The organism is Sphingobacterium yanglingense (assembly GCF_004363245.1).
Classification (GTDB): Bacteria; Bacteroidota; Bacteroidia; order Sphingobacteriales; family Sphingobacteriaceae; genus Sphingobacterium; species Sphingobacterium yanglingense.
In genome coordinates this window covers 1-21,951 of record NZ_SNYV01000015.1, presented here as the reverse complement: position 1 = coordinate 21,951, position 21,951 = coordinate 1, and the positions used below count along the sequence as shown (strand labels likewise).

At 41.0% G+C, this 21,951-nt stretch carries 16 protein-coding genes; 10 read left to right on the top strand and 6 right to left on the bottom strand.

Going from position 1 to position 21,951, the window contains the following annotated elements; translation table 11 throughout:
• Positions 1–19: 19 nt before the first annotated feature.
• Complete coding sequence (locus CLV99_RS13930) at positions 20–1,231, bottom strand: porin (protein ID WP_211348541.1); 1,212 nt, start codon at positions 1,229–1,231, stop codon at positions 20–22.
• 80 nt (positions 1,232–1,311) lie between these two features.
• Positions 1,312–2,229, bottom strand: a complete 918-nt coding sequence (locus tag CLV99_RS13925; protein WP_133585131.1) for a DMT family transporter — start codon at positions 2,227–2,229, stop codon at positions 1,312–1,314.
• A gap of 156 nt (positions 2,230–2,385) precedes the next feature.
• Here CLV99_RS13925 and CLV99_RS13920 point away from each other — a divergent pair, with 156 nt between their 5' ends.
• From CLV99_RS13920 to CLV99_RS13905, 4 genes are all read left to right on the top strand, one after another.
• Positions 2,386–2,700 (top strand): rhodanese-like domain-containing protein, encoded by a 315-nt coding sequence (locus CLV99_RS13920; protein ID WP_133585542.1) that lies wholly within the window; start codon positions 2,386–2,388, stop codon positions 2,698–2,700.
• Between the two features lie 166 nt (positions 2,701–2,866).
• A complete protein-coding gene (locus CLV99_RS13915) occupies positions 2,867–3,937 on the top strand; it encodes a PepSY-associated TM helix domain-containing protein (RefSeq protein WP_133585130.1) in 1,071 nt (356 codons plus the stop codon).
• A gap of 37 nt (positions 3,938–3,974) precedes the next feature.
• Entirely contained in the window at positions 3,975–6,299 is a 2,325-nt protein-coding gene (locus CLV99_RS13910) for a TonB-dependent receptor (RefSeq protein WP_133585129.1), read from the top strand.
• Positions 6,300–6,326: 27 nt separating this feature from the next.
• Positions 6,327–6,917 (top strand): HmuY family protein, encoded by a 591-nt coding sequence (locus CLV99_RS13905; protein WP_133585128.1) that lies wholly within the window; start codon positions 6,327–6,329, stop codon positions 6,915–6,917.
• Positions 6,918–6,981: 64 nt separating this feature from the next.
• Here the strand turns inward: CLV99_RS13905 and CLV99_RS13900 are convergent, their stop codons facing one another.
• The 3 genes from CLV99_RS13900 to CLV99_RS13890 form a co-directional block, all read right to left on the bottom strand.
• The gene (locus CLV99_RS13900) at positions 6,982–7,821 is read right to left on the bottom strand and encodes an aminotransferase class IV (protein ID WP_133585127.1); all 840 of its coding nucleotides are present in this window, start codon (positions 7,819–7,821) and stop codon (positions 6,982–6,984) included.
• Between the two features lie 202 nt (positions 7,822–8,023).
• Positions 8,024–9,244, bottom strand: a complete 1,221-nt coding sequence (locus CLV99_RS13895) for a helix-turn-helix domain-containing protein (protein WP_133585126.1) — start codon at positions 9,242–9,244, stop codon at positions 8,024–8,026.
• An 18-nt stretch (positions 9,245–9,262) separates the two neighbouring features.
• A complete protein-coding gene (locus tag CLV99_RS13890) occupies positions 9,263–10,201 on the bottom strand; it encodes a cytochrome-c peroxidase (protein WP_133585125.1) in 939 nt (312 codons plus the stop codon).
• Between the two features lie 257 nt (positions 10,202–10,458).
• Here CLV99_RS13890 and CLV99_RS13885 point away from each other — a divergent pair, with 257 nt between their 5' ends.
• Positions 10,459–11,502: an acyltransferase family protein gene (locus CLV99_RS13885; RefSeq protein WP_133585124.1), complete on the top strand. Its 1,044-nt coding sequence runs from the start codon at positions 10,459–10,461 to the stop codon at positions 11,500–11,502.
• A gap of 5 nt (positions 11,503–11,507) precedes the next feature.
• On the opposite strand, the gene CLV99_RS13880 is transcribed toward CLV99_RS13885, so the two are convergent.
• On the bottom strand, positions 11,508–12,905 hold the full coding sequence (locus tag CLV99_RS13880) for an aldehyde dehydrogenase family protein (RefSeq protein ID WP_133585123.1): 1,398 nt from the start codon (positions 12,903–12,905) through the stop codon (positions 11,508–11,510).
• Positions 12,906–13,073: 168 nt separating this feature from the next.
• On the opposite strand from CLV99_RS13880, the gene CLV99_RS13875 reads away from it, so the two are divergent.
• From CLV99_RS13875 to CLV99_RS13855, 5 genes are all read left to right on the top strand, one after another.
• Positions 13,074–13,649, top strand: coding sequence for a discoidin domain-containing protein (locus CLV99_RS13875; protein WP_133585122.1), 576 nt, complete (start codon positions 13,074–13,076; stop codon positions 13,647–13,649).
• 19 nt (positions 13,650–13,668) lie between these two features.
• Entirely contained in the window at positions 13,669–15,420 is a 1,752-nt protein-coding gene (locus CLV99_RS13870; RefSeq protein WP_246032773.1) for a DUF4091 domain-containing protein, read from the top strand.
• A 353-nt stretch (positions 15,421–15,773) separates the two neighbouring features.
• On the top strand, positions 15,774–16,757 hold the full coding sequence (locus CLV99_RS13865) for a helix-turn-helix domain-containing protein (RefSeq protein ID WP_133585121.1): 984 nt from the start codon (positions 15,774–15,776) through the stop codon (positions 16,755–16,757).
• A 2-nt stretch (positions 16,758–16,759) separates the two neighbouring features.
• Complete coding sequence (locus CLV99_RS13860) at positions 16,760–17,848, top strand: helix-turn-helix domain-containing protein (RefSeq protein WP_133585120.1); 1,089 nt, start codon at positions 16,760–16,762, stop codon at positions 17,846–17,848.
• 732 nt (positions 17,849–18,580) lie between these two features.
• Positions 18,581–21,951, top strand: a 3,371-nt coding sequence (locus CLV99_RS13855) for a DUF7507 domain-containing protein (protein WP_162850111.1), incomplete at its 3' end; no start/stop codon positions are given.

Here is a 21,951-nt window from a genome sequence, read left to right as displayed (position 1 = left end):
TAGACAGCTAATTAGGGATTTACAAGGCCATGATCTTCGAGAAACTACCCGATAAATCTATTTTCATACCCATGGTGAAGACGGTGCTTTCTTTTGCTCCAAGTACAGTTCTACCATTAGAAATTCGTTGTTCGCTATAGAACTGTACAAACCGTATCGGTTGATAGGATATACCCAGGATCAGGTCGTTTCTTTGGAACCTCTTATCAATAGGAGTAGGAATATTGCTGTTTTTTCCGGGTTGAAAAGATGGGAGGTATAAGTTATAACCGGCCAGTAAGGATAGTTTGTCCAGTTTGTATTTAGTGAATAGTTCAAGGCCTTTGGCATCGAATACTACGGTAGGAGTGATATCTTGTCCTAAGGGGTCTGTGTAGCGTCCTTGTGTGAAATCTCCATTTTTTTGTAATATGGCTACTGCACTGAAATCTATTTTTTTGCCCTTAAAATCAGCTCCTAAAGTAATATAGATAGGTTGGTCAGAAAGGCCTAGTATTTTGCCGTCATTGATTAGATTGTCGCTGAGGAAAGCTTTGTTGAATGCTGCTCCTATCCGTAGTTCTGGAATAACCTGCATCTGAGCTGAGGCACCAAAGCCATCAACAAAGCGGTGGTTATTGGCACCGCGGGCTTGTAGCTGCCCACCTAAATAGAAGCGTCCGATCTGATTACGATAGATAATAGACTGATCGGCACGGCCGGTTCCATTGGATCCCCCATCTGTACCTCCTATAAAAGTAGCTGAACCTTTGGAACCAAAAACATTAAAACGATCGGTGTAAGCTGTGACATCACGGTATACGCTCCATTGTTTACCAAAAGTAAGTCGGCCAAGACGTTCAAACTCTACGCCTAAATAGCCGAGCCTATTGCCAAAAACCTGTTGATTCTGTCCTGACTGTATGGTTAGAAAACCTCCAGATAAACTACCATCTGCATTAAAACTAGATCCTCCACGTAAGAGATTGACCTGGAGTTCTGCTGCTGCGACGAATCCAAGCTTTCCTTTTTTCATTGCTACTTCGGTGCCTATACGTGAGGCATTTTCCTGGATGTCCATCTTACCGTCGTATATGGCAGCATGTCCTCGTAGTCCAGCATAGGGCCTGATTCTCATCTCGATGGAGTCTGCTGCATGCTGCGCATAACTACAGATCGTAGCCGATGAGAGTAGTGAAACCATCAGTGCTTTGGAAAATGCTGTTTTCAGGAATGTTGGATACGTTTTCATAGCTTAATGGCTGTAAATCCAGCCGGTACGAATTTCGAAAGATTATGTTTGAACTCCAAATTGTTATTGTATTTAGAAACTTACTTTTTTAAACTGTGTAAAGACATACCAATAATGACCAGTAGCATTCCTATCAGGGCACAGCTGTCAGGAAGGGGACTTTGTAAGATGACAATTTCGCCGATTACAGCAAATACGACTTCAGCCGACTGTGTTGCCTCTACTTTGGCCAATCCTTTTTCATCTTTGCGAACCATATCGGTAGCGGTGAAGAAAAGAACAGTAGCAATAACACCCGAGAATACGGCTACAATTAAGGTTTGTAGGAGTTGATTATCTGAAGGTGAGGGATGTCCTGAAGAGTAACTGTAGAGATTTAAACCAATCCAAAAGGGGATGCTACAAAGGATCATGCCTAGTATGCGTTGATAGACATCTAATGTGCCACCTGTTAGCTGCATCATTTTTCGGTTACCCAAAGGATACGCAAATGCGGCTACGAGTACCCATAAAAAGCCAGATAGGAGATTGGACAGATCTACAGATCCGAGAGCTTGGATCTGCATGATCGCTATGCCCAGAAGTATGATTGCGGAAAAAGTATAGGTACTTTTTGAATTGGAAGATTGATGGTTCTTGTTGATAAAGGGAGCAAGTATCATTCCTGCTATAATGGTAATCTGCCAGGTGCTGGCAACGAGCCAGGATGGGCTGAATGCTGCGGCATAGGTCAGAGGGGCATAGAAAACCCCAAATCCAATTGTACTCCATAATAACCAAGGTAGGGGCTTCTGTTTTATGGCGCTAAGGAGAGGCGTTAGGTTATTGCGGAGTATGACAATAATCAGAAAAAAAGGCAACATCCAGTAAAAACGTAAGGAGGCACTCCATATCCAACTGCCCCCTTCTACAGACATGAGTCTATTGACCACGAAGGTTACGGCAAAAAATAATGCGGATAATAGTCCGAGGAGAAAAGCTCTTTGTGTGTTCTTCATAAAAATGGATGACTGTTTTAGATTTGAAGCAAATATACGTTAGTAGGGGCAACATTACGTCAAATTGTAACTAATGTTACTTGAGGCAATATGCTAACTGTATATCTTTATGGTGTCACAGATGAATATAGTAAATATAATTTTAGTAATATAAAGATGATGGATTTTATAAAAAAGATATTAGGGAAGGGAGAACAGGAAACACTAAAGGAAATTTTGAAAGGAGATGTTTTTTTAGTTGATGCACGTAGTCCTGATGAGTTTGCATCAGGTACTGTAGTTGGGGCGGTCAATATTCCTTTGGGATTGATAACAGATCAGCTTACTAGGTTTGATGCGAAGAAGCGAATAGTAGTATTCTGCCGAAGCGGAATGCGGAGTGCACAAGCTAAGGGGATATTGGAAAAAGCTGGATATAGTGGTGTGGTCAATGGAGGTGCCTGGCAGAAAGTCCAATCTGAAATAAAGTAATAGTGATAGATAATTTAATTACAGTATGAAAGCTGTAATACAGCCGTTTGAATAGTTCAAACGGTTTTTTTTTTGATTCATAATTAGTGTTGGCTAATTATTTTATTTGTTTGTTTTATTTTAATGTTAGTCTATTCTAATAATTATTATTAGTTTTGCTGTCATTATGAATAGACAGAAGAAAATATGGCGGGAGATACACGGAATAATCGGATTATTGGTCGGTATTGTCATCATTATTGTGGCCATAAGTGGTTGTGTATACACTTTTCAACGGGAGATTAGAGCTGCTTTATACCCGGATCTATTGTATGTCAATGTACCTGCCTATGCTACGAGGTTGTCAATAGATCGTATTTCGCAGATTGCGGAACAATACCATTCGGAGACTAAGGTGCGTGAGATTGTGGTCAATCAACAAGTCGATCGCTCGGTCAAAGTATATATGTACGGACAGCATTTACTTTATATTAATCCTTACTCTGGAGAGGTTCTTGGAAAGACGGATACAAAAAAAGATCCTTTTTTGATGGCCTGGTCTCTACATACACAATTGGGCCTAGGGAAGGTCGGTGGACAGATTGTAGGTTGGGCTACCTTGGCCTGCATTCCTTTGATTATTTCTGGACTTTGGTTATGGTGGCCTTCTGTCCGTACTACTTGGCGGAGGGTGTTTCGTCTGTCCTATCGGGGGAATTGGAAAATGCTGAATTTTCAATGGCATAAGAACGGTGGTTTTTATACGTCTTTTTTTCTGCTGTTCATCTGCTTGAGTGGTCTGATGATGTCTTTTAGCTGGTTTGAACAAGGGGTGTACTGGCTTACAGGATCCGAACAGGCTACCCGTCATTTACCAAAGGCTATTGCAAGTGCACAAGAGGAGGAGATTATCGAGAAATCACTGCACTATACGATGGGACAGTTTCCGGATGTCCGAGAAGTCAACATTTTCTTTCCTGGGAAGTCGAGCAAGGTGTTCATGTTTATCGCAAAATATGAAGATAAGTTAGGGCGTAGGGAGATTCTTTATTTTAATCCTAGCGATGGGAAATTGCTGGAAGGGGTGTATTCCGATCGGCGCAGCGTTGGGGACAAAATAAAAGGAATGAACTATAATATTCATTCTGGGCAAATTTGGGGGATGTTCGGTCGAATTATAGCCTTCATCGTTACCTTATTTTCAGTTTTTTTAGTAATCAGTGGTGCGCTGATCTGGTATCAACGTAAGTTTAGATAGCACTATCAAGGTATTTAATTAAAGCACAATATATAGGATGAAATTTATTAATTGCAAAATAGCAGCTATTTTGTTGGTGCACTGTGCTCTTTTTTTTGGAGGAAGAACGTGCTACGCCCAGCTAGACAGGAGATTGAAAGGGCAGATTATCGATGAGAGAGGGGAACCGGTATCCGGTGCTACAATTTACTTGATTCATGTGAAACGGACAGAAAAGACCGATGATAAAGGCGAGTTTTATTTTGATTCGGAGGCAGGAGAGCATAGTCTGGAAGTCAGTAAGATCGGCTATGTAAGGCAGCAATATTCGGCAAGCTTTGAAGAGAAGCAGTGTCCTGTGTTTAGATTATTCCGTGAGGCGGTAACGCTGAATGAAGTTGTCGTAACGGCAACACGTACCGAAAAAAATATAGCAGATATTCCTCTTCCCATCACGGTGATTGGTAAAGAAGAGATCAAACAGAAGGGAATGGTACGGCTTAATGAGGTTCTCGCTGAACAGACGGGCATGGTGCTGGCTGAGAATCATGGTACGGGAGTTCAACTACAGGGATTCGATGCCAAGTACACGTTGGTATTGATCGATGGCGAACCCGTTATAGGACGGAGCTCGGGTACACTGGAGCTTTCGCGTATCACGATGACCAATGTAGAGCGTATCGAAATCATGAAAGGTCCATCCTCCTCGTTGTACGGCTCTGAAGCAATGGCGGGAGTTATAAATATTATAACCAAAAAACCGTCTTTGGGCAAACAGATGGGAGCATCGGTACGTTACGGTACACATCATGCCCTTGATATTGGTCTGGAAGGTAGCGTTGCTGGACCCAAAACCGGTGTCTATACTGCTTTTAATAGATTCAGTAATAGTGGTTATGGTTATGCAGGTGATGCGGTGGGAAAGACGGTAGCTCCGTTTTATGGTTATACGGGAAGTATCAAAGTGAACCATCAGGTTACACCTAAACTGGATGTCCAGCTCGGGCTAAAGTATAATGATGAGCACGCTGAGGATCAGTATAAAACAAATACAGCAGTAACACAGGAAATGGTTTCTTCCAGATTTCTGAGAAGGGATTTGGTTGTTACGCCTCGGGTTGAATATCGTTTTTCAGATCGACATAAGTCTTTTTTAAGGGGCAATCAATCTTTTTATAAAACTGATACCCGTATTCATGTCGTGGAGGATGGAAGTTTGTATAACCATGATTTTTTTGATCAGAAGTTTTCCAGGGCAGAGCTGCAGCATGATTTTAAAGTGAATGATAGGATTGATCTGACAGGAGGAGCAGGGGGGACGGATGAATGGCTAAAGGCAAATCGCTATGACGATAAAAAGGAATTCAGAGCTGGATTTGTTTACCTACAGGCGGATGTTAAGTTTTCTGACCGATTTAGCGTCATCGCGGGCGGGCGCTTCGATACGCATAGTGTTTACGCTTCACAATTTAGTCCCAAAGTAGCCGGAAAATATAAGTTGTGGTCATGGTTGACGATCAACGGCTCCGTAGGGAGTGCGTATAAGGCGCCTGATTTTAGAGAGCTGTATCTCAACTGGACTAACCCTACGCAAGGGTATAGTGTATTTGGTGCGGAAGATGCAGCCTATAAGTTGAGTAAACTTATAGAGGCAGGTGAAATTGCCGAAGTGCTGTCTGACCCGTCGAATATCAAAGCGCTGGATGCAGAACGATCCTGGAATTATCAAGGAAGTTTGCAGGTAAAGCCCTTAGCAAATCTGAGCATAGGAAGTACTTTTTTCTACAATGAAGTTTCCAACCTGATCGAGACTTTCGCTCTGGCCACCCAAAAAAACGGTAAGTCGGTGTATACGTATTCGAATCAGGATCATGTTATTATCAAAGGCATAGAGTCCACCATCTCTTATACATGGCGAGACCTGCGAGTCCAACTCGGCGGACAGTATCTACGTACGGCAAATACCACAGTGCAGAATGCCATAGCTGCAGGAAAGGGATATTACACCCGTGATGTAGAGACAGGGGCGAGTCGATTGGTCAAGCCTCACGAATACGGTGGGCTCTTTAACCGGTCCCGGTACAGCAGCAATATGAGTTTGACTTATAGCTGCCCAAAGCCGGGGCTGGTATTTACCCTGCGATGGGCCTATCGTAGCCGCTTTGGTGTAAGGGATATCGATGGCAATGGTATCTTGAATCTAGATGAAGAATATGCGTCTGGCTATTCGATAGTGAATGCTTCTATTGTCAAATCACTGTATAAAGACCTTCTAAGATGTACGCTTTCGGCCGAAAATCTTAGCGATATCAAACGTACAGGAATAGCGACTATGCCCGGACGCTTGCTCTTCGCAGGTATATCTTATCGTATAATTAACTAATACATTCATATTTAAAAACACAGAAAAATGGTTAAAAATCGATTTTTGCAGCAGGTCAGTCTGTTTGCGATTTCATTGGGGCTACTGGTTGGCAGTTGTAGTAAGGATAATACCGGTCCTGAAGAAGAGGAAAAGAAGCAGGAAGTAGTTGCCGTTAAGGATCTTAATGGATTGGACAAAGGTGGTGTGTATTTCAGTCTGGAGCGAAACAAGGAAACGGAAGAGAGTGCTACCGATTGGGATATTAAAATAACGGGTACAACGATAGGTTTTGGCAATGGGGCCGTTGGTCAATTGGTTGAGGGATTATTATCATCCTATCACACAGCACCTACTGAGGGGTATAGTACTTCGGGGATTACGGGCAATAATACCTACTACGTCAATACGCTATATAATACACCTCAGCATGCCATATTGATGAAGCCTGGTGTGCTTATTCTGGTCAGGACAAGTAAAGGAAATTATGTAAAGTTAGAAATGGTCAGTTACTATAAAGGGAATCCTAGTGTGACAATTGCTGACTTTGCAGATATCCCCACGCGAGGTGAAAAATGGCCAAAACAGCATTATACATTCAATTATGTGTTGCAGGGCAACGGCTCTAATAAGTTCTAATATTTCTCTTTTGTTTGTCCGTAATATCCTCTCCTTCTGGAGAGGTATATTGCGGATTTTTTATTTATTCGCTGGTTTCAAGCTCGTACATGAGCTGATTGAGTAAAACCTGTAGCTGCTTGGTTACCGTACCGGCACCAGCTCCAAATTCTTTATGGCCTAGTACTTCGGTAACTGGCGTTATGTTCTTGGTGGTTGAACTGATAAAAGCTTCGCTGGCGTTTTTTAGATCTTCGAGACTGATATCGCGGACCTCTATTTTAAAATGTTCTTTCGCTACTTCTAAAATCTTCATCCGTGTTATACCTTGTAACACGTCATCTCCGGCCGTGAGCAGGGTACCGTCATCACTTACTAAGAAAAAGTTGGCACGAGGACATTCTGAAAGTAGACCGTTTTGTACGTATACGACATCATTGGCACCTGCCTCTTTTGCTTTTTTTAATGCTTGGATCCCCATGACATAGTCGATGGATTTGACCTGACTAAAAGGACGGTGATACTCGAAAGGAAGCAATTTAATGCCCTTATTTTCGGCTAGATCATCTCTTGTGATCGGATGCTGGCTAATAATCAAATTCGGCTCAGCGATACTATATCCATCTGGGCTATAGCCTCCTGTCAGTAATATCTTGATGCCCGAATCGGGCATGTTATTAGCTAGCATCAGTTGCTCGATCATGCTTTTGATCTCAGTACGGCTATAATTAACCGGTAAGTCCATGAGACGGGCTGAGTTGTAAAAGCGATCTAAATTGTCTTCTAAAAATAGTGGCGTGCCTTGGACCGTTTTGAAATAATCAAATATCCCGTAACCCCGGACTATAGCGAGATCATTGATGGACAATTGAGCTTCATGTTCAGGAATCTGTACTCCATTTAATATTACGTAGGTTATCTGCATCACTTTTATGTTTTGTAGGACTATAACAAACTTAGGCAATGAAGAATAGAAAAGCAATAGTGTAGTTAGGTAATAAAAAAACGCCTGAAGCGGGGAGCTTCAGGCGTTTTTAACTAACCAATTATTAACCTAAATTATGAATACTTAGGTAGTTACTAATATCGTGCCAAAAAAATATAATCAACTTGTTTGTTTTTATGTTTTATTCTTGATGATGGAGTAAATCTGTACGGCTACCGATGTCGAGGATATTATAGATCGCCTTCAAATGGTATTTTACGGTGTTTTCAGAGATGAATAATTCATTTCCAATTTCCTTGTTGGTTTTTCCTTGTTTTAGTAAAGCTATAATTTCTTCTTGCCGTACCGTCAGGTTGTATTTTTCCAACTCTAGTTTTGCCTCTCCTTTATCGTTTGTTTCACTGGTCAGTTTTTCCAACTCTTTGCGCATCATGTGGTTTTCATTTTCTAACAGCACATTCCGTTGTTTGCTGACCTTGATCAGTCTATATAGCACCGCGATGAGCACTAAAAAAATGATCGACAGTAAAATTAATATAATACGTGTTTTATTATTGTACTGGATTTCGAGATTTTTTCGGGTAGAAAGGAGCTCTTTTTCTAATACAGTCAATTTGCCATTTTCAAATGGCGCGTTATATTGACTGGATATGGCAATGCCCTGTTTTTCATACATAGATGCTGCTTTGTAATCTTCAATGACACTGCAAAAGTTGCTCATTGCATAGAGCAAGCTGATCTTGTAGAGGTTCATATTATACTTCTCCGCATAATGCATTCCCTGTTTAAAAGCTTCTTCGGCTTTTGGTCTATCTTTCAGGTGATCGCTTAAGCCTATTAGCTTAGAGTAGACAAGTGGCAGGTGTTTAGGACTCTGTTTCCTTAGGATATGAATGCCTTCGGATAGGATTGAATCTGCAACTTGAAAATTACCGACCCGTATTTCCAATACAGCAAGGATGTTTAGATAAAAAGCACGGCTTTCGGCGTTTAATAAGTCTAGGTTTTTGCCTTTTATTTTGTTGAGATAAGTGTCAAGTGCGTTATAGTCCTGCGAATCAAAAAAAATAAGTGCCTTCTCTACGAGTACGCGTATTTCTGTTGCTGCACGTTGTTTAGTATTCTTACCGTATTGATAAGCCTGATCAAGGTTGGCAAGTACTTCAGGGTAATTGAATACTCTTTTATAGGTTAATGCCTTTTGTAGGTACGCATTGTATATTTCGTAATCGGAGGACTCTTCGTCGTGAATGATATTGTCCAACTTTACTAGAGATGCTTCATAACTGTTTTTGTCGTTTAGCTCTGATATCTCTTGATGGAGCAGATCGGGGTCTAAGGGCTGTCGTGAAGTGCACGCATATAGGGCAAATGATAAAATGGCTATTAAAGGTAATTTCATGGTGTTGGTAAACTGATGCTAATAGGAGTTTGGGTTCAAAAACTGTTTGTCCGTAAGTGTTTTTAAGAAAGAATGGATAGACTCTATTTCTATCTTACTTAGATTTTTCTGCTCAGGGTTTTTTGAAAACTCAAGAGGGTGATATCGTAGTAAGCTATCGAGATTGTCAAAGCGTCCATCGTGCATATAAGGTGCAGAATAATGAATATTACGTAAAGACGGACTAAGGATTTTTCTATGTTGTGCGTCGTATGTTGGTACGTTGCTATGAAAGAACGGAGGGATGTGGCAGGAAGCGCACTGACCTTCAAATATCAGCTGCCCTTTTTTTTCCATATCTGTAAATAGAACTTCGCCCAGAAGCATACGGTCATATTTGCTGTCTGATGAGTTTAATGTGCGCAGGTATTGTGCTAGTGCGTCGATCACCTGTTCACCTTTGATGTCTTGAGTCTGAAATAGCGCTTTGATTTTTTTACTGTAGATCGGATGTTGTGCTACGCGTTGGACTATTAGATCTATATTACTGTTCAGTTCTAACGTATCATTTATCGCATTGAGAATCGTTTCTTCTAGCCGATTAGCACGTCCATCTGCAAAGAAATAGTTTTTCCATATCATATTGACTAGTGCAGGAGCATTCCGATGGGTAGGTAGCCCTCTGTCACCAATACTAAGCCTCTTGCCTTGATCGGCGTATGAGGCAGTTTGCTGATGACAAGAAGCACAGGATATTTTCTGGTGTTTTGAGAGTAGAGGATCATTAAAGAGCATTCTGCCAAGGCTTGCACCTTGTACGGTAACTGAACCTTTGTCTACGGGAACTCCGAAGTGTGCAGGTGCTTGGATATTAATCTGCGAGTCATTACTTGTTAAAAAATAGTAGAATGCCATCAAAACTGTAGCGACAGAGAATACACTGATAATAACTAATTTGCCTGAATTTGATTTACGCATTAAAATTCCTTGCTTTTTTTAACAAAAGCAAAGTTAAAAGAATAATACTAAAAAACGCCTGAGGCGGGGAGCCACAGGCGTTTTAACTAACCAATTATTAACCTAAATTATGAATACTAAGTACTAATCCAATACCATGCCAAAGTTTGATTTTAGAGTAGGAAAAGATAGTCTGTAATGAGTTTGTGGCAATAATCTGTTCTAGAGACAGATTAAGATAAAATTTTGTTTCCAAAGTTTGACTACCTTTGCGCGCTATGATGTCATCCACAAGGGTTTATCAGATTGATCTTTTCCGGTTTATTGCCGCTATGGCAGTTCTATGTTATCACTTTTTGTACCGGGGATTCAAAGCTGGCAATATGTCGCTTTTGCGTTTTGATGAGATCGGCTCCTATTTTAAATATGGATACCTAGGGGTAGATATGTTCTTTATAATTAGTGGATTTGTGATTGCTTTTTCAATAAAACACCTTTCCTTACCTCGGTTTTTACAATCTCGTTTTGAACGTCTTTATCCGGTGTATTGGTTGTGTCTCTGTGCAACGGCTGTAATCACCTATTATTTCGGAGCTCCTAGGTACTCGGTTACAGGAGAAAAATTTTTGGTCAATATGACAATGATACAGACATTATTCGATGTGGGACATGTGGACGGTGCCTATTGGTCGTTGTATGTAGAAATGAAATTTTACCTTTTGATCGCGATTTTTTTGATGGTGAATTATATTAAAAAAATCAGTCTCGACTATTTGATCATTGTTTGGTTACTCTTATCCAGTTTACGGTTTATCATAGGGGGGACACCAATTTATACCGCGTTACATCATTTTTTTATTTTAGATTGGAGCTCCTATTTTATTGCAGGAATACTATTTTATCGAATTTATGCTGTTGGCCCGAAAGTTACTTACTTCATTTTACTGGCCTACTGTCTTTTTTTATCTGTCTATACATCAATAGGCCGGATCAACTGGCTGCAACGTACTTTTCATGAGGAGTTTTCTTCCTATGTCATCGGAGGAGCAATCATTGGATTCTATGCCTTGATGACCTTTGTAGCTCTAAAAAAGATGCATTTTATCAATAGCCAGCGATGGGTGAAACTCGGAATGTTGACTTATCCATTGTATCTGTTGCATCAACATATAGGATTTATTACATTTAATAAGCTTTATCCCTATGTGAATAAATATGTACTGGTATCTATCGTGACGCTATGCATGGTGGGACTAGCCTATCTAATAAGTTACAAAATAGAACCAAGGTTGATTCGGTGGATGCGGAAAGATCCGAAATAGTGATATTACATCAAGCGCTTTAACCATTTTAATAAACTACTCTTGTCACTATACGGAGGGTAGATAAGTTTGGAGAACGCAAAATTCGATTGGTACATAACAGCGCGCTCGTGAGAGAATGTTTTAAAGCCAAAATAACCGTGCGAACTTCCTGTGCCACTTTGGTTGACTCCGCCAAAAGGGAGGTGTGGATTAGATACATGGAGAATTACATCATTGACACAGGCTCCTCCAGAACTCACGTTTTTAAGGACATGATCTGTCATTTTTATACTATTGGAAAATAGATACAATGCCAATGGTTTCGGTCTATCTTGAATGAATTTTATTGCCTCTTCCAGTGTGTCGTAGGTGATTATGGGTAATATCGGGCCGAATATCTCCTCTTGCATGATTCGGCTTTCCGGTGGTACATTTTGTAGGAGTGTGGGGGCAAAGGTGTCTGCTGAATCTCCAGCCCCCTTCCACGCGATACGTGCTCCCTGTGTACAGGCATCGTCTATGAGCTGATGTAAGCGAGAAAGGTGTTTTGGAGTGATGATCTTGGCATAACTGTCCCTATTCATAGCGCCAGATGGACTGTATATGAAATGTGCTACTGCAGTTTGAAAATAATGGATAAATTGGGCTTCTTGATCCTTTTGGATCAAGATATAATCCGGTGCAATGCAGGTCTGCCCTGCATTAAGGAGCTTGCCCCATGCTATTTTTTCGGCTGCCTTTTGTAAATCGGTATCTTGGCCTATTAATACGGGGGATTTGCCACCAAGTTCGAGCGTGACTGAGCTCAGATGTTTTGCTGCCGCCCGCATGACGATTTGTCCTACCTGGGTACTCCCTGTAAAAAATATATGATCAAAAGGAAGTTCAAGAAGGGCTGTGGATATATCTTGGTTTCCTAATGCACAGTAAACTGAAGATGGATCGAATGCAGTCGTTAGGATCTTGAGAATAATATTGGAGGTATGGATGCTGTATTCAGAAGGTTTGATCATCACCCTATTACCCGCAGATAGAGCCGATATTAAAGGCCCCATAGTCAATTGAAATGGATAGTTCCAAGGGGCTATAATGAGACAGATCCCTTTAGGTTGGTAGGTTATCCTGTGTTTTGCAAATAAGCTTGAAAGGGTTGATTTTGCTCGCTTAGGGAGCACCCATTGTCGGAGATGCTTGATGGCGAAATCGATTTCTGAATAGATAAAATAAACCTCTGTGACTGCAGCTTCAAATTTACTCTTGCCAAGATCATCAGCCAACGCCTGAAATATTAAAAGCTCATACTTTTGAATACAATCTTTGAGTCGCTTCAACTGCTGTATACGGATATCGGCAGATGGTGCTCCCACAGCTTTGTAATTAGCTTTTTGATTTTGGAATATAGTCTCTAGTGGTTGCTGCATATCACGTAGTTTCTCTTAAAAGTAACCATTTCTTTATGGTAAATTACCAGTTTATGATAATAAAATGAAATGATAAGGTAAAATCGCGTACTATATGAAAGGGGGGGATGCTGTATTTTAGCAAAATACAATAGCTTAAACAATTTTGGGGAAGATATTCTATAGAATTTGAAATCGGAGTATCGTATATATTATACACTAGATGGAGCTATGCCGACTGTGAATTCGTTGGTGTACAATGGTGCGTTTCAACCCCGTGCAAAATCTATTAAGGCTGTTGCCATCGCCCCTGATGGGCAGCGAGGCGCAGTTGTTGACGAGACTCTGGCAATACCGAAGATTGGGTGGAACATATTGGCTAGTAGTAGTGAACGGGAGAAAATGTCTTCTGCTAAAGCTATAGATGGAAATCCAAACTCCCTTTGGCATTCTCAGCCGACAGGTGCCGTACAATTTATCGAAATAGATTTGGGAGCAGCTTATGACGTTTCGGTATTTGCCTACACTCCGCAGAGAAAGCATAGAGAGGGAATGATGGCCAAAGGGATGCTTAAAATAAGTACGGATGGACGTACTTGGAGAGATATCGATAGCTTTGAATTTGGAAATCTAATCGATAATCCTTCAAAAAGAAAACATCTATTTGAAAATAAGGTGAATACCCGTTATATTCGTATTGAATCAGCCGAAATTACAGGCGGCGGCAATTCGCTAAGTATAGCCGAACTGGATTTTTATAACTAGATACCAAAACATAAATATCTTGAAGACTTTAGTAAAAATTGGAATAGCAAGTCTCGTGCTATGGACGCAAGGTGAAGCCGTACAAGCCCAGACAATAGCAAAAGGACGCCCGTTTATAGAGATGACAGATCCAACTGCAGATACCTTGTCCGATTGGTCAGTTGTGAAACGGGGCCTCAATAGTTCATTTGTCTCAATTGATAAGCGCTACCCGCGATCTGTTGCGCCTCAGGTGCTTACACAAAAAAAAGCATTGGTCAAAGGTTGGAAGGGAGAGCGAGTCTCCGCACAATTGTTGTTATGGTCGACTTCGGCTATAAATAGTGTCTCTGTAGAAATAGGTGACTTTCGGGCAGCAAAACTTCCCGAGATTAAAGCTAATACAGCTCAGGCCCGATTCGTGCGTTATGTGATGACGGATGAGTTCGGTCCCGGTTGCGGTTACCGTAAGCCTCAGGATTTTGCCTCTTCCTTGTCCCCAGATATGTTGGATGATCTAGATACATATGATATTAGAGGTAAAGAAGTACGTCCTGTATGGGTTACTGTAGATATTCCGCGAGATAGTGAAAGTGGCATATACCGAGCTGCGGTGACTGTAAAATCCGGTGAACGGAAAATAGAAGATTTAGTTTTGGAGTTGGAAGTAGTTGATGAACTGTTGCCTGAAGTCGGTCAGTGGACATTCCATCTGGATCAATGGCAACATCCTTCTGCTGTGGCCCGTACCGAGGGATTAACCATGTGGTCTGAAGCGCATTTTGCGGCGTTGAAGCCGGTGATGAAGCGGTTGGCCGATGCTGGACAGAAGGTTATTACGGCGACGCTGAATAAAGACCCTTGGAACGTTCAGACGCTGGATCCATATGCAGATATGATTATCTGGAAAAAGAAAAAAGACGGCTCTTGGCAATATGACTACACCGTATTCGATAGATGGGTTACACTGATGATGGATCTTGGTGTAAAGAAAATGATTAACTGTTACTCCATTGTGCCTTGGAATAATATTATTCATTATAAGGATGAGGTCTCAGGAAAATTCATTGATGTAGAAGCTAAGCCGGGAACTGCGGTGTTTGAGGAGATTTGGGCGCCATTTTTGACTAGTTTTGTCGCTCATCTTAAAGCAAAAGGTTGGCTTGAAATCACCAATATCGCTATGGACGAGCGCGAACCCGCACAGATGGAGGCTGCTTTTGCATTAGTAAAGAAAATTGCGCCCGAGCTAGGAGTTTCTTATGCAGACAATCAGAAGACCTATAAGAAGTTTCCAGATAGTGAAGATATTAGCCTGGCCTCAGGGCATCCTTTTTCCAAAGAGGATCTAATTAATAGAAGAGCTCGCGGATTAAATAGTACATTTTATGTGTACTGTGGCAATTCATTCCCGAATCAGTTTACTTTTTCTGATCCAGCAGAATCGACTTACCTAGCTTGGTACGCATTAGCTGCTGGTTTTGATGGGGTGTTACATTGGGCATATAACTCTTGGGTAGAGACCCCATTACAGGATTCGCGTTTCCGGACATGGCCAGCAGGGGATACCTATATTGTGTATCCGCAAAATAGAAGCTCGATACGTTTTGAGCGGATGTTGGAGGGGATACAGGATTATGAAAAAGTACAGGTGTTGCGCAAAAAGTGGGAGAGCAGCAACGAGAAGGAAAAAATGAACAGGCTGAATAAAGCAATTGAAAGATTGGATAAGCCCACGCGAACAGCTACATGGAACGAAGATCTGAATGATGCTAAAAGTTTATTGAATTAGACCAATGTGTTATATTTCTGTAACTTATTGAATGTAAAAAAGATTTATTTTTTATAGAAATGTTTTTGTTCTATATTTGCGTAAACATGTATTGTTAAACAATATATGTTTACGCATCTATCTTTAATACCTTTGGGGATTATCTAAAGTACATCGTCATTACATAAGTAGACGATTTTTTGAACTTAACTTAAGAGATTTTTTCTAGTATCAATGTATTTCTGTTCTGACAGGGGTTGTGATGTTTGGGGAAAATTTTTGGGCATTTTTTTGTGTGGATTGCAGTTGTAATCTAAACTGATTTTTGATTTCATGCTTTTTGGTAAGTGTGAGCAGGAGTGCTATATTAAATTTTGTTAACGAGAAAAATCTACATGAAATTGTCTTCCTTTTTGAAGAAATTGACTTTTTTTGAATTACTTGTTTCTGTATTGACTATACTGCAGTTATACCATTTTTGTATTCTGTTTTCCAACTATAGTTTCCCAATGCCTTTGCTGTATGGCCCTTTATTCTGGGCGATGTACCAGTATCTTTCCAATAAGAGCGAGTCGGTAATAAAGCGAGATCTGCTGTTGGGGAATATTCCTTTTGCTTTTTTTGTGACTTGGTATTTCATATTGGGAGATACTTTTGATTGGACGTATTTTAAATGGTACCTCCCGATTATGATTATAGTGCAGATAGGTTATCCTGTGGTGATTTTATTTCGTTTGAAGGGTACTCCTAGTAAAACGGAGGGATTCGTTTTGCTCAAGCAACTGATGGCTTTGGGGATGGGGATTTTTCTCTTTGTAGGGTCTGTGTTTTTAAAACACTACATACAAGTCGATGTGTTTATGGGAATCAATCCGATTCATGCTATAGCGGTGGCGATGGTCTTTAGTCTATTTATGCTTGTCAATTACATGTACTCTCGCTTCCATGCTGTGGAGCAAGATGACGTAACAATACCTGTTGCAGAAGATTCTATGCTACCTGCTGATACAGGGATATTGGCACATTGTGGAGGCGAATTGGTACGCGCTATGGAAGTGGATCGTTTGTTTTTAGATTCAAAATTATCCTTGGATAAATTGTCCAATCACGTTGGAATCGCAAAAAGCGTTATTTCTCATTATTTGAACAATCAACTGCATTTGACTTATTATGAGTGGTTGGCTACTTATCGTATACGCCATGCGAAAGCAATTCTAATGGAATTCGGTAGTGAGTATAAAATTGAGGCAGTTGCCCATTCATCAGGTTTTTCATCTAAGACTACATTTAATCGCTATTTTAAGGAGCGGGTAGGGGTTTTGCCTTCTGCATATAGGGAACAATCTTCACTTATCTAGATATGTTTGTTGTTTTTCTATATGCTACCATTTTTGTTGTCGCCTTGCAAGGTGTTCTATTATCATTTGGTATTCGGGATCGCAACACAATAGATCGAATTTTATCGGTATTTTTGGTACAGATGCTTGTTGACGTAAGCTTCATGTTTTTGTTTACGGAAGTTTTTCCGGGAATGGAGTATGTGAGTACCGCTGCACCATTTGGATTGACTTTTGGACCTTTTCTATTCTGGATCTATAAAATATTAGAAGGGAAAGTACTGTCACGAGGAAAACTATGGCTTCATTTTATGCCCTTTTTCTTAGGTGTCCTCGGTTATGTCGTGTTTTTATCCTCTCCGCTATTCCGAAGTTCCTACACTATAGGTTATTACACTGTTCTTTATGGTGCTATGTGTGTCTCTTGGGTATTGTATCCTATATTTGTATTTACAGCTAAGAAGGGACCTGAAAATATCAACCTCGGTGTTTTTAAGTACACGATGATTGTGCTTTTGATATTAACTTCATTTATGTTGCCTTTTGTGTGGGAAAATTATAATGGAGGGGTAAAGGAGGAGCCATTAATGACCGGTGTTATCGTTATTGGCGCGATGTTGGCCGGCGTGTCTTTAATCTATTGGTATATGCTTGGTCGGCTCCGTGTTTCACCAGTATGGGAAGAAGATAGGGAATCCGAACAGGAGGGTGAGGTGCAGCTCGTTCCTCAATTACCTCAGGAAGTAGAATCGAGACAGTCAACGGATATATCCGCTGTGCAGCAGCGTAAGATAGCAGAGTATTTGGCTATGGAGAAATATTTTGATGCGAGTTTTAAATTAGAGCAGATGGCGCAGGATTTGAATGTTCCCAAAAGTCTCATTTCCCAGTATTTCACACAGGTGTATTCCGAAGGATTTGTAAAGACCATAAATGCTTGGCGTATTGCGAAGGCCTGTGATATGCTGCTGTCCGTAGAATTGGATATGAGCATGGAAGAACTCGCCTTTGCTTGCGGATTTAATTCTCGAGCTTCCTTCTATCGCAATTTTAACCTTGAGAAGGGATGTTCTCCGATGATCTATCGGGAGCAGAATCTGGTTAAGTCATAAATCCAATAATTGGGACGGTATCCCCATCCCCTAATGATTCCCTCTTTGGTATATAACTTTCCTAAAAGTAATGGAAGTGCGACCTGTTTTATTTGCTAGAATATTTCCTTTTGCTCTACCTTCCCTAGATTCCTGTTTTAATTTCATTACCTAAGCCAGTAAATCTTCAATAGTATCAGAGATCAATATTTCTACTCAAAATCTTATTTTTTAAGGTGTCTCAAAAAAAATTGAGAGTCTATGTTGTAGTTTCTTGTCTACATTTTTTTTGTGTTCTTAAACGTGTAATTTGTTGATTTTCAGAATTTATAATGTGTCTCATTTTTTAATTGGACAACAAGATTTCGAAATGAGACATAAAAATATTGTAGTTAGTCTACTTTTGCGCCTTAGTTGACTACCCGTGGGTAGGAGTATGTGTGTGAGTAGTTTTAAGTATGGATAGTCAATAGCACCTAACTAAAGAGCGGTATGAAAGACTAGCTTTAAAGTGGTAAAACGAGGTGTGCACATAGCAAGTTTTTGTTATAATAGATAAGGCTATATCAGATGTATTAAGAAACTTGTTTTCCTTTACCTCGGATAGTGTTTTATTCTCTTAAAATAATATCGCTATCCGTAGGAACAAATCAGATTGTTGATCAAATACAATATTACCAAATAGTAGTTATGGATTTATTTAAAAAACCAAACCTTATCAGGTGTGGCTGGCTAAAAATGGTTTGCCTAATCTTGATTTTTTTATCTTCCTTTTCGTGGGCATTTGCGGATGGGTCGAAAGATCTGTATCCTAATGGTGTTCAAGGGCACAGAGCAATGTTAAGTAGCTCAAATGCTGCTCCGAGCAATAGCTTTCCGTATCCAAATCTTGGGATACATTACGTCTATGTGCAAGCCGGAGAAATCATTACTTTGGCATCCAATGCGCAAGATCCTTCCGGTACAAAACGGATTTATCTTTACAGTCCTTCAGGAGTGGACGTGACGCCAGCTATAGGTGCTGCCGGGAACATTCCGAACCGGGCTGCAGAATTAGCGGGGCCAGCAAAACCAGCAACAGCTGCTGTTGCTAATCAATATGTTCCCTTGTATTATACAGCTCCTACAACGGGAATTTATCAGGTGAGTTTTCGTGGCGGGAATAGCGACGGTTCACAAGCTGGATTGGCGAATGGCGATTGGACAACAGGGACTTCAACAGGACATGTGTCTGCATGGGACGTGTCTGTTTTTAAACCTGACGAAGATAAATTTGTCTCTGGTCGAGTATGGACTAGTGTTTTTAATTTTACGGCAAACTCTACCAGTTATCGGGTTTATGCCAAAGTCTATGTGCTGACTAAGGATGGGTATATCTACCGAACCGATCAGAACGGAATGAACGGACAATTGTATACGTTTTTTGTAAATAACAATGGGGTTACAGATAAAAATACTAAGCAATCGATTTATAAAAGTGTGAACGCTTCAACTCCAACCAGTATTGAGGTGTTAGGATATAGTATTCATAATCCAAATCTCGCCGATACGGAGACCGATATTACTTATAAGATGTTTTATGCTCCTCCTGCCTCGGACATGCCAACTGAAGCATCCGGAGCAGTTCCAAATGGGAGCACTTGGCTGAAAAATATACCAATACTCCCTGAAGTGGAAGATTTGCAGATCAAAGGTGTGGATGGTACACTGGGACAAATCAGTAATAAAGGGGGGTATATTGGTTTTACAGCAGACGCTCAGGGCCAATTCATTGTTGATATTAAAAGTGATGCCATTCCAGCAGCTTTTGTGACCCGTGAAATACGGGGAATCGCTGGTAGCGGAAGTAATGAGATTTTTTGGGATGGTAAAGATGGAAATGGGATAGCCTTACCTGAGGGAAATGTACCGGCAACAATAACCGTACGTTTGCAGGGCGGGGAAGTACATTTTCCTTATTTTGACGTAGAGAATAATGTGGATGGCGTTATTATCGAACGTTTAAATAATAGCAATTTAAACTTAGTTGTCTCTGATACAGTGTATTGGGATGACTCCGGAATTACGGAAACGAACGGAGCGTCTAATCCAAAGAATAATAGTCATCTTTCACCAACGAACAGCATAGGGATTCGAAGTAGTGCTAACGGTCATAAATTTTCTAGCAATTTTGGTAATAATAGATCATTGGATACTTGGACATTTATTCGCGGAGAAGCCAAGACCATAAACACGAATATTGTAGTAAATGAATCGGACCTGGAAGTTGAAAGTATTGTTGCGGATAATTTTCCTGCCACTACGGTTTCGGTAGGCGACGAATGGCAATATACAAGTGTGATCCGTAATAATGGGCCAAGTGCCGTCAAAACCAATACAGATCCATTAAATGGACCACTTACCCGTGGGGCAACATTTCGCTTTTATGTCCCTTCGGGTGTAGCAATTAGTCTAGACCCGGCCGATATTGCTTTTAGCTCGGCATGTGCCGTGCTTGTTGGGACTCCTACGTTTGCTAACGGAATTTTTGAAGCCATAGTAGACATGCCTTCGGGTTGCCAAGCAACGATTTCAGTCAAAGCTTCGGCGGTGAGCGCATTGGGTACCTATAATGGAAAGATTTATACGTGGGCTACTATCCTTAGACCCAATGACTATACAGATATCAACGCTACCAATCCAGATATAAATATACCCCCTGCGGATCCTTTCTTTGAGGCAGATGGAATCAATCAGGATTATACTACGGTCGCTGCTGGAGATCCGACACAAGTGGATTTAACGCAAACTAACAATATTAAGCTTAATGGTCAGCTTTCAATAGTGGCTGATTTGACAGTTACCAAGGAAGTGTCAACCGGTCCATGGCAAGTAGGTACTCCAGTGACTTTTACAATCACTGCGGTAAATAATGGTCCTTCAGATGCGACAGGGGTGAAGGTTACCGATCAATTACCAAATGGATACGTGTTTATTTCAGCCACTCCGTCAACGGGGGCATATAACTCTACTACTGGAATTTGGACTATTGGTAACCTTTCGTCAGCTAATGGTAGCAATACTGCAACACTTTCTATTGCAGCTGAAATACAACAATCAGGGAATTATACAAACGTAGCGACTATTGCAAGTGATGTATTCGATAATGACACGAATAATAATCAAGATGAAGCCGGTGTAGTTACACCATCACCCGCCGCAGCAGATCTGGCAATAGAGAAAGTGGTGGATAATAATCGACCAGTTGTGGGAGACGAAGTTACATTTACGATAACCGTAACTAATAACGGGCCTTCCAGAGCCACGGGCGTCACCGTTACGGATGTTGTGCCAAATGGGTATACTGTGACCAATGTAACGGTGAGTGAAGGGAGCTGGAGTGCACCTAATTGGACAATTCCTTCGTTAGCAAGCGGGGAATCGTATACAATGACAATTACAGCTGATGTGCTCGCTGCGGGTACATATAATAATACGGCAACGGTCGCAGCGAATGAAAATGACCCTGATCAAACCAATAATACTGATGAAGTATTGGTAGAGTTAGGTGTACCATCATACACCTTAGTTAAAGGCGCTAAGCTTACTACGGACAACGGTACAGTGGGTAAGGCGGATGCCAATGATGTGATTACATACACCTTTACGGTTAAGAACACAGGGAATGTTGAACTTAAAGATATTTCAGTTAGCGATCCTCTTACGAACCTGAGTACTATTAGCCCAGCTTCTGTTGCTAGTTTAGCTCCCGGTGCTACGGCTACGTTCAGCGCTACGTATATGGTTGTTCAGACAGACGTGGATCGCGGTTCTGTGGAGAACGTTGCTACGGTTAACGGTAACGGCCCTGACGGTACAACAACTGTTCCTCCGGTGGAATCTACACCTGAAGATCCGAACAATCCAGGCACACCAGATCCGGGCAAGACACCTGGCGATCCTACGGTGGTTCCCGGAGCTGATCAGCAACCGGATTTATCGTTTGTTAAGACTGCTGTAATTACTACGGACAACAATACGAACGGCAAGGCTGACAAGGACGATGTTATCACGTACACGTTCACGGTACGCAATACAGGGAATACGACATTGAACAGCGTTACGATAGCAGATCCTATGACAGA

Coding starts and splice junctions, on each gene's coding strand:
- CLV99_RS13920 (WP_133585542.1), top strand. CDS start 2,386: ATGATGGATTTTATAAAAAAGATATTAGGGAAGGGAGAACAGGAAACA.
- CLV99_RS13890 (WP_133585125.1), bottom strand. CDS start 10,201: ATGCGTAAATCAAATTCAGGCAAATTAGTTATTATCAGTGTATTCTCT.
- CLV99_RS13915 (WP_133585130.1), top strand. CDS start 2,867: ATGAATAGACAGAAGAAAATATGGCGGGAGATACACGGAATAATCGGA.
- CLV99_RS13895 (WP_133585126.1), bottom strand. CDS start 9,244: ATGAAATTACCTTTAATAGCCATTTTATCATTTGCCCTATATGCGTGC.
- CLV99_RS13910 (WP_133585129.1), top strand. CDS start 3,975: ATGAAATTTATTAATTGCAAAATAGCAGCTATTTTGTTGGTGCACTGT.
- CLV99_RS13885 (WP_133585124.1), top strand. CDS start 10,459: ATGATGTCATCCACAAGGGTTTATCAGATTGATCTTTTCCGGTTTATT.
- CLV99_RS13905 (WP_133585128.1), top strand. CDS start 6,327: ATGGTTAAAAATCGATTTTTGCAGCAGGTCAGTCTGTTTGCGATTTCA.
- CLV99_RS13880 (WP_133585123.1), bottom strand. CDS start 12,905: ATGCAGCAACCACTAGAGACTATATTCCAAAATCAAAAAGCTAATTAC.
- CLV99_RS13930 (WP_211348541.1), bottom strand. CDS start 1,231: ATGAAAACGTATCCAACATTCCTGAAAACAGCATTTTCCAAAGCACTG.
- CLV99_RS13860 (WP_133585120.1), top strand. CDS start 16,760: ATGTTTGTTGTTTTTCTATATGCTACCATTTTTGTTGTCGCCTTGCAA.
- CLV99_RS13900 (WP_133585127.1), bottom strand. CDS start 7,821: ATGCAGATAACCTACGTAATATTAAATGGAGTACAGATTCCTGAACAT.
- CLV99_RS13925 (WP_133585131.1), bottom strand. CDS start 2,229: ATGAAGAACACACAAAGAGCTTTTCTCCTCGGACTATTATCCGCATTA.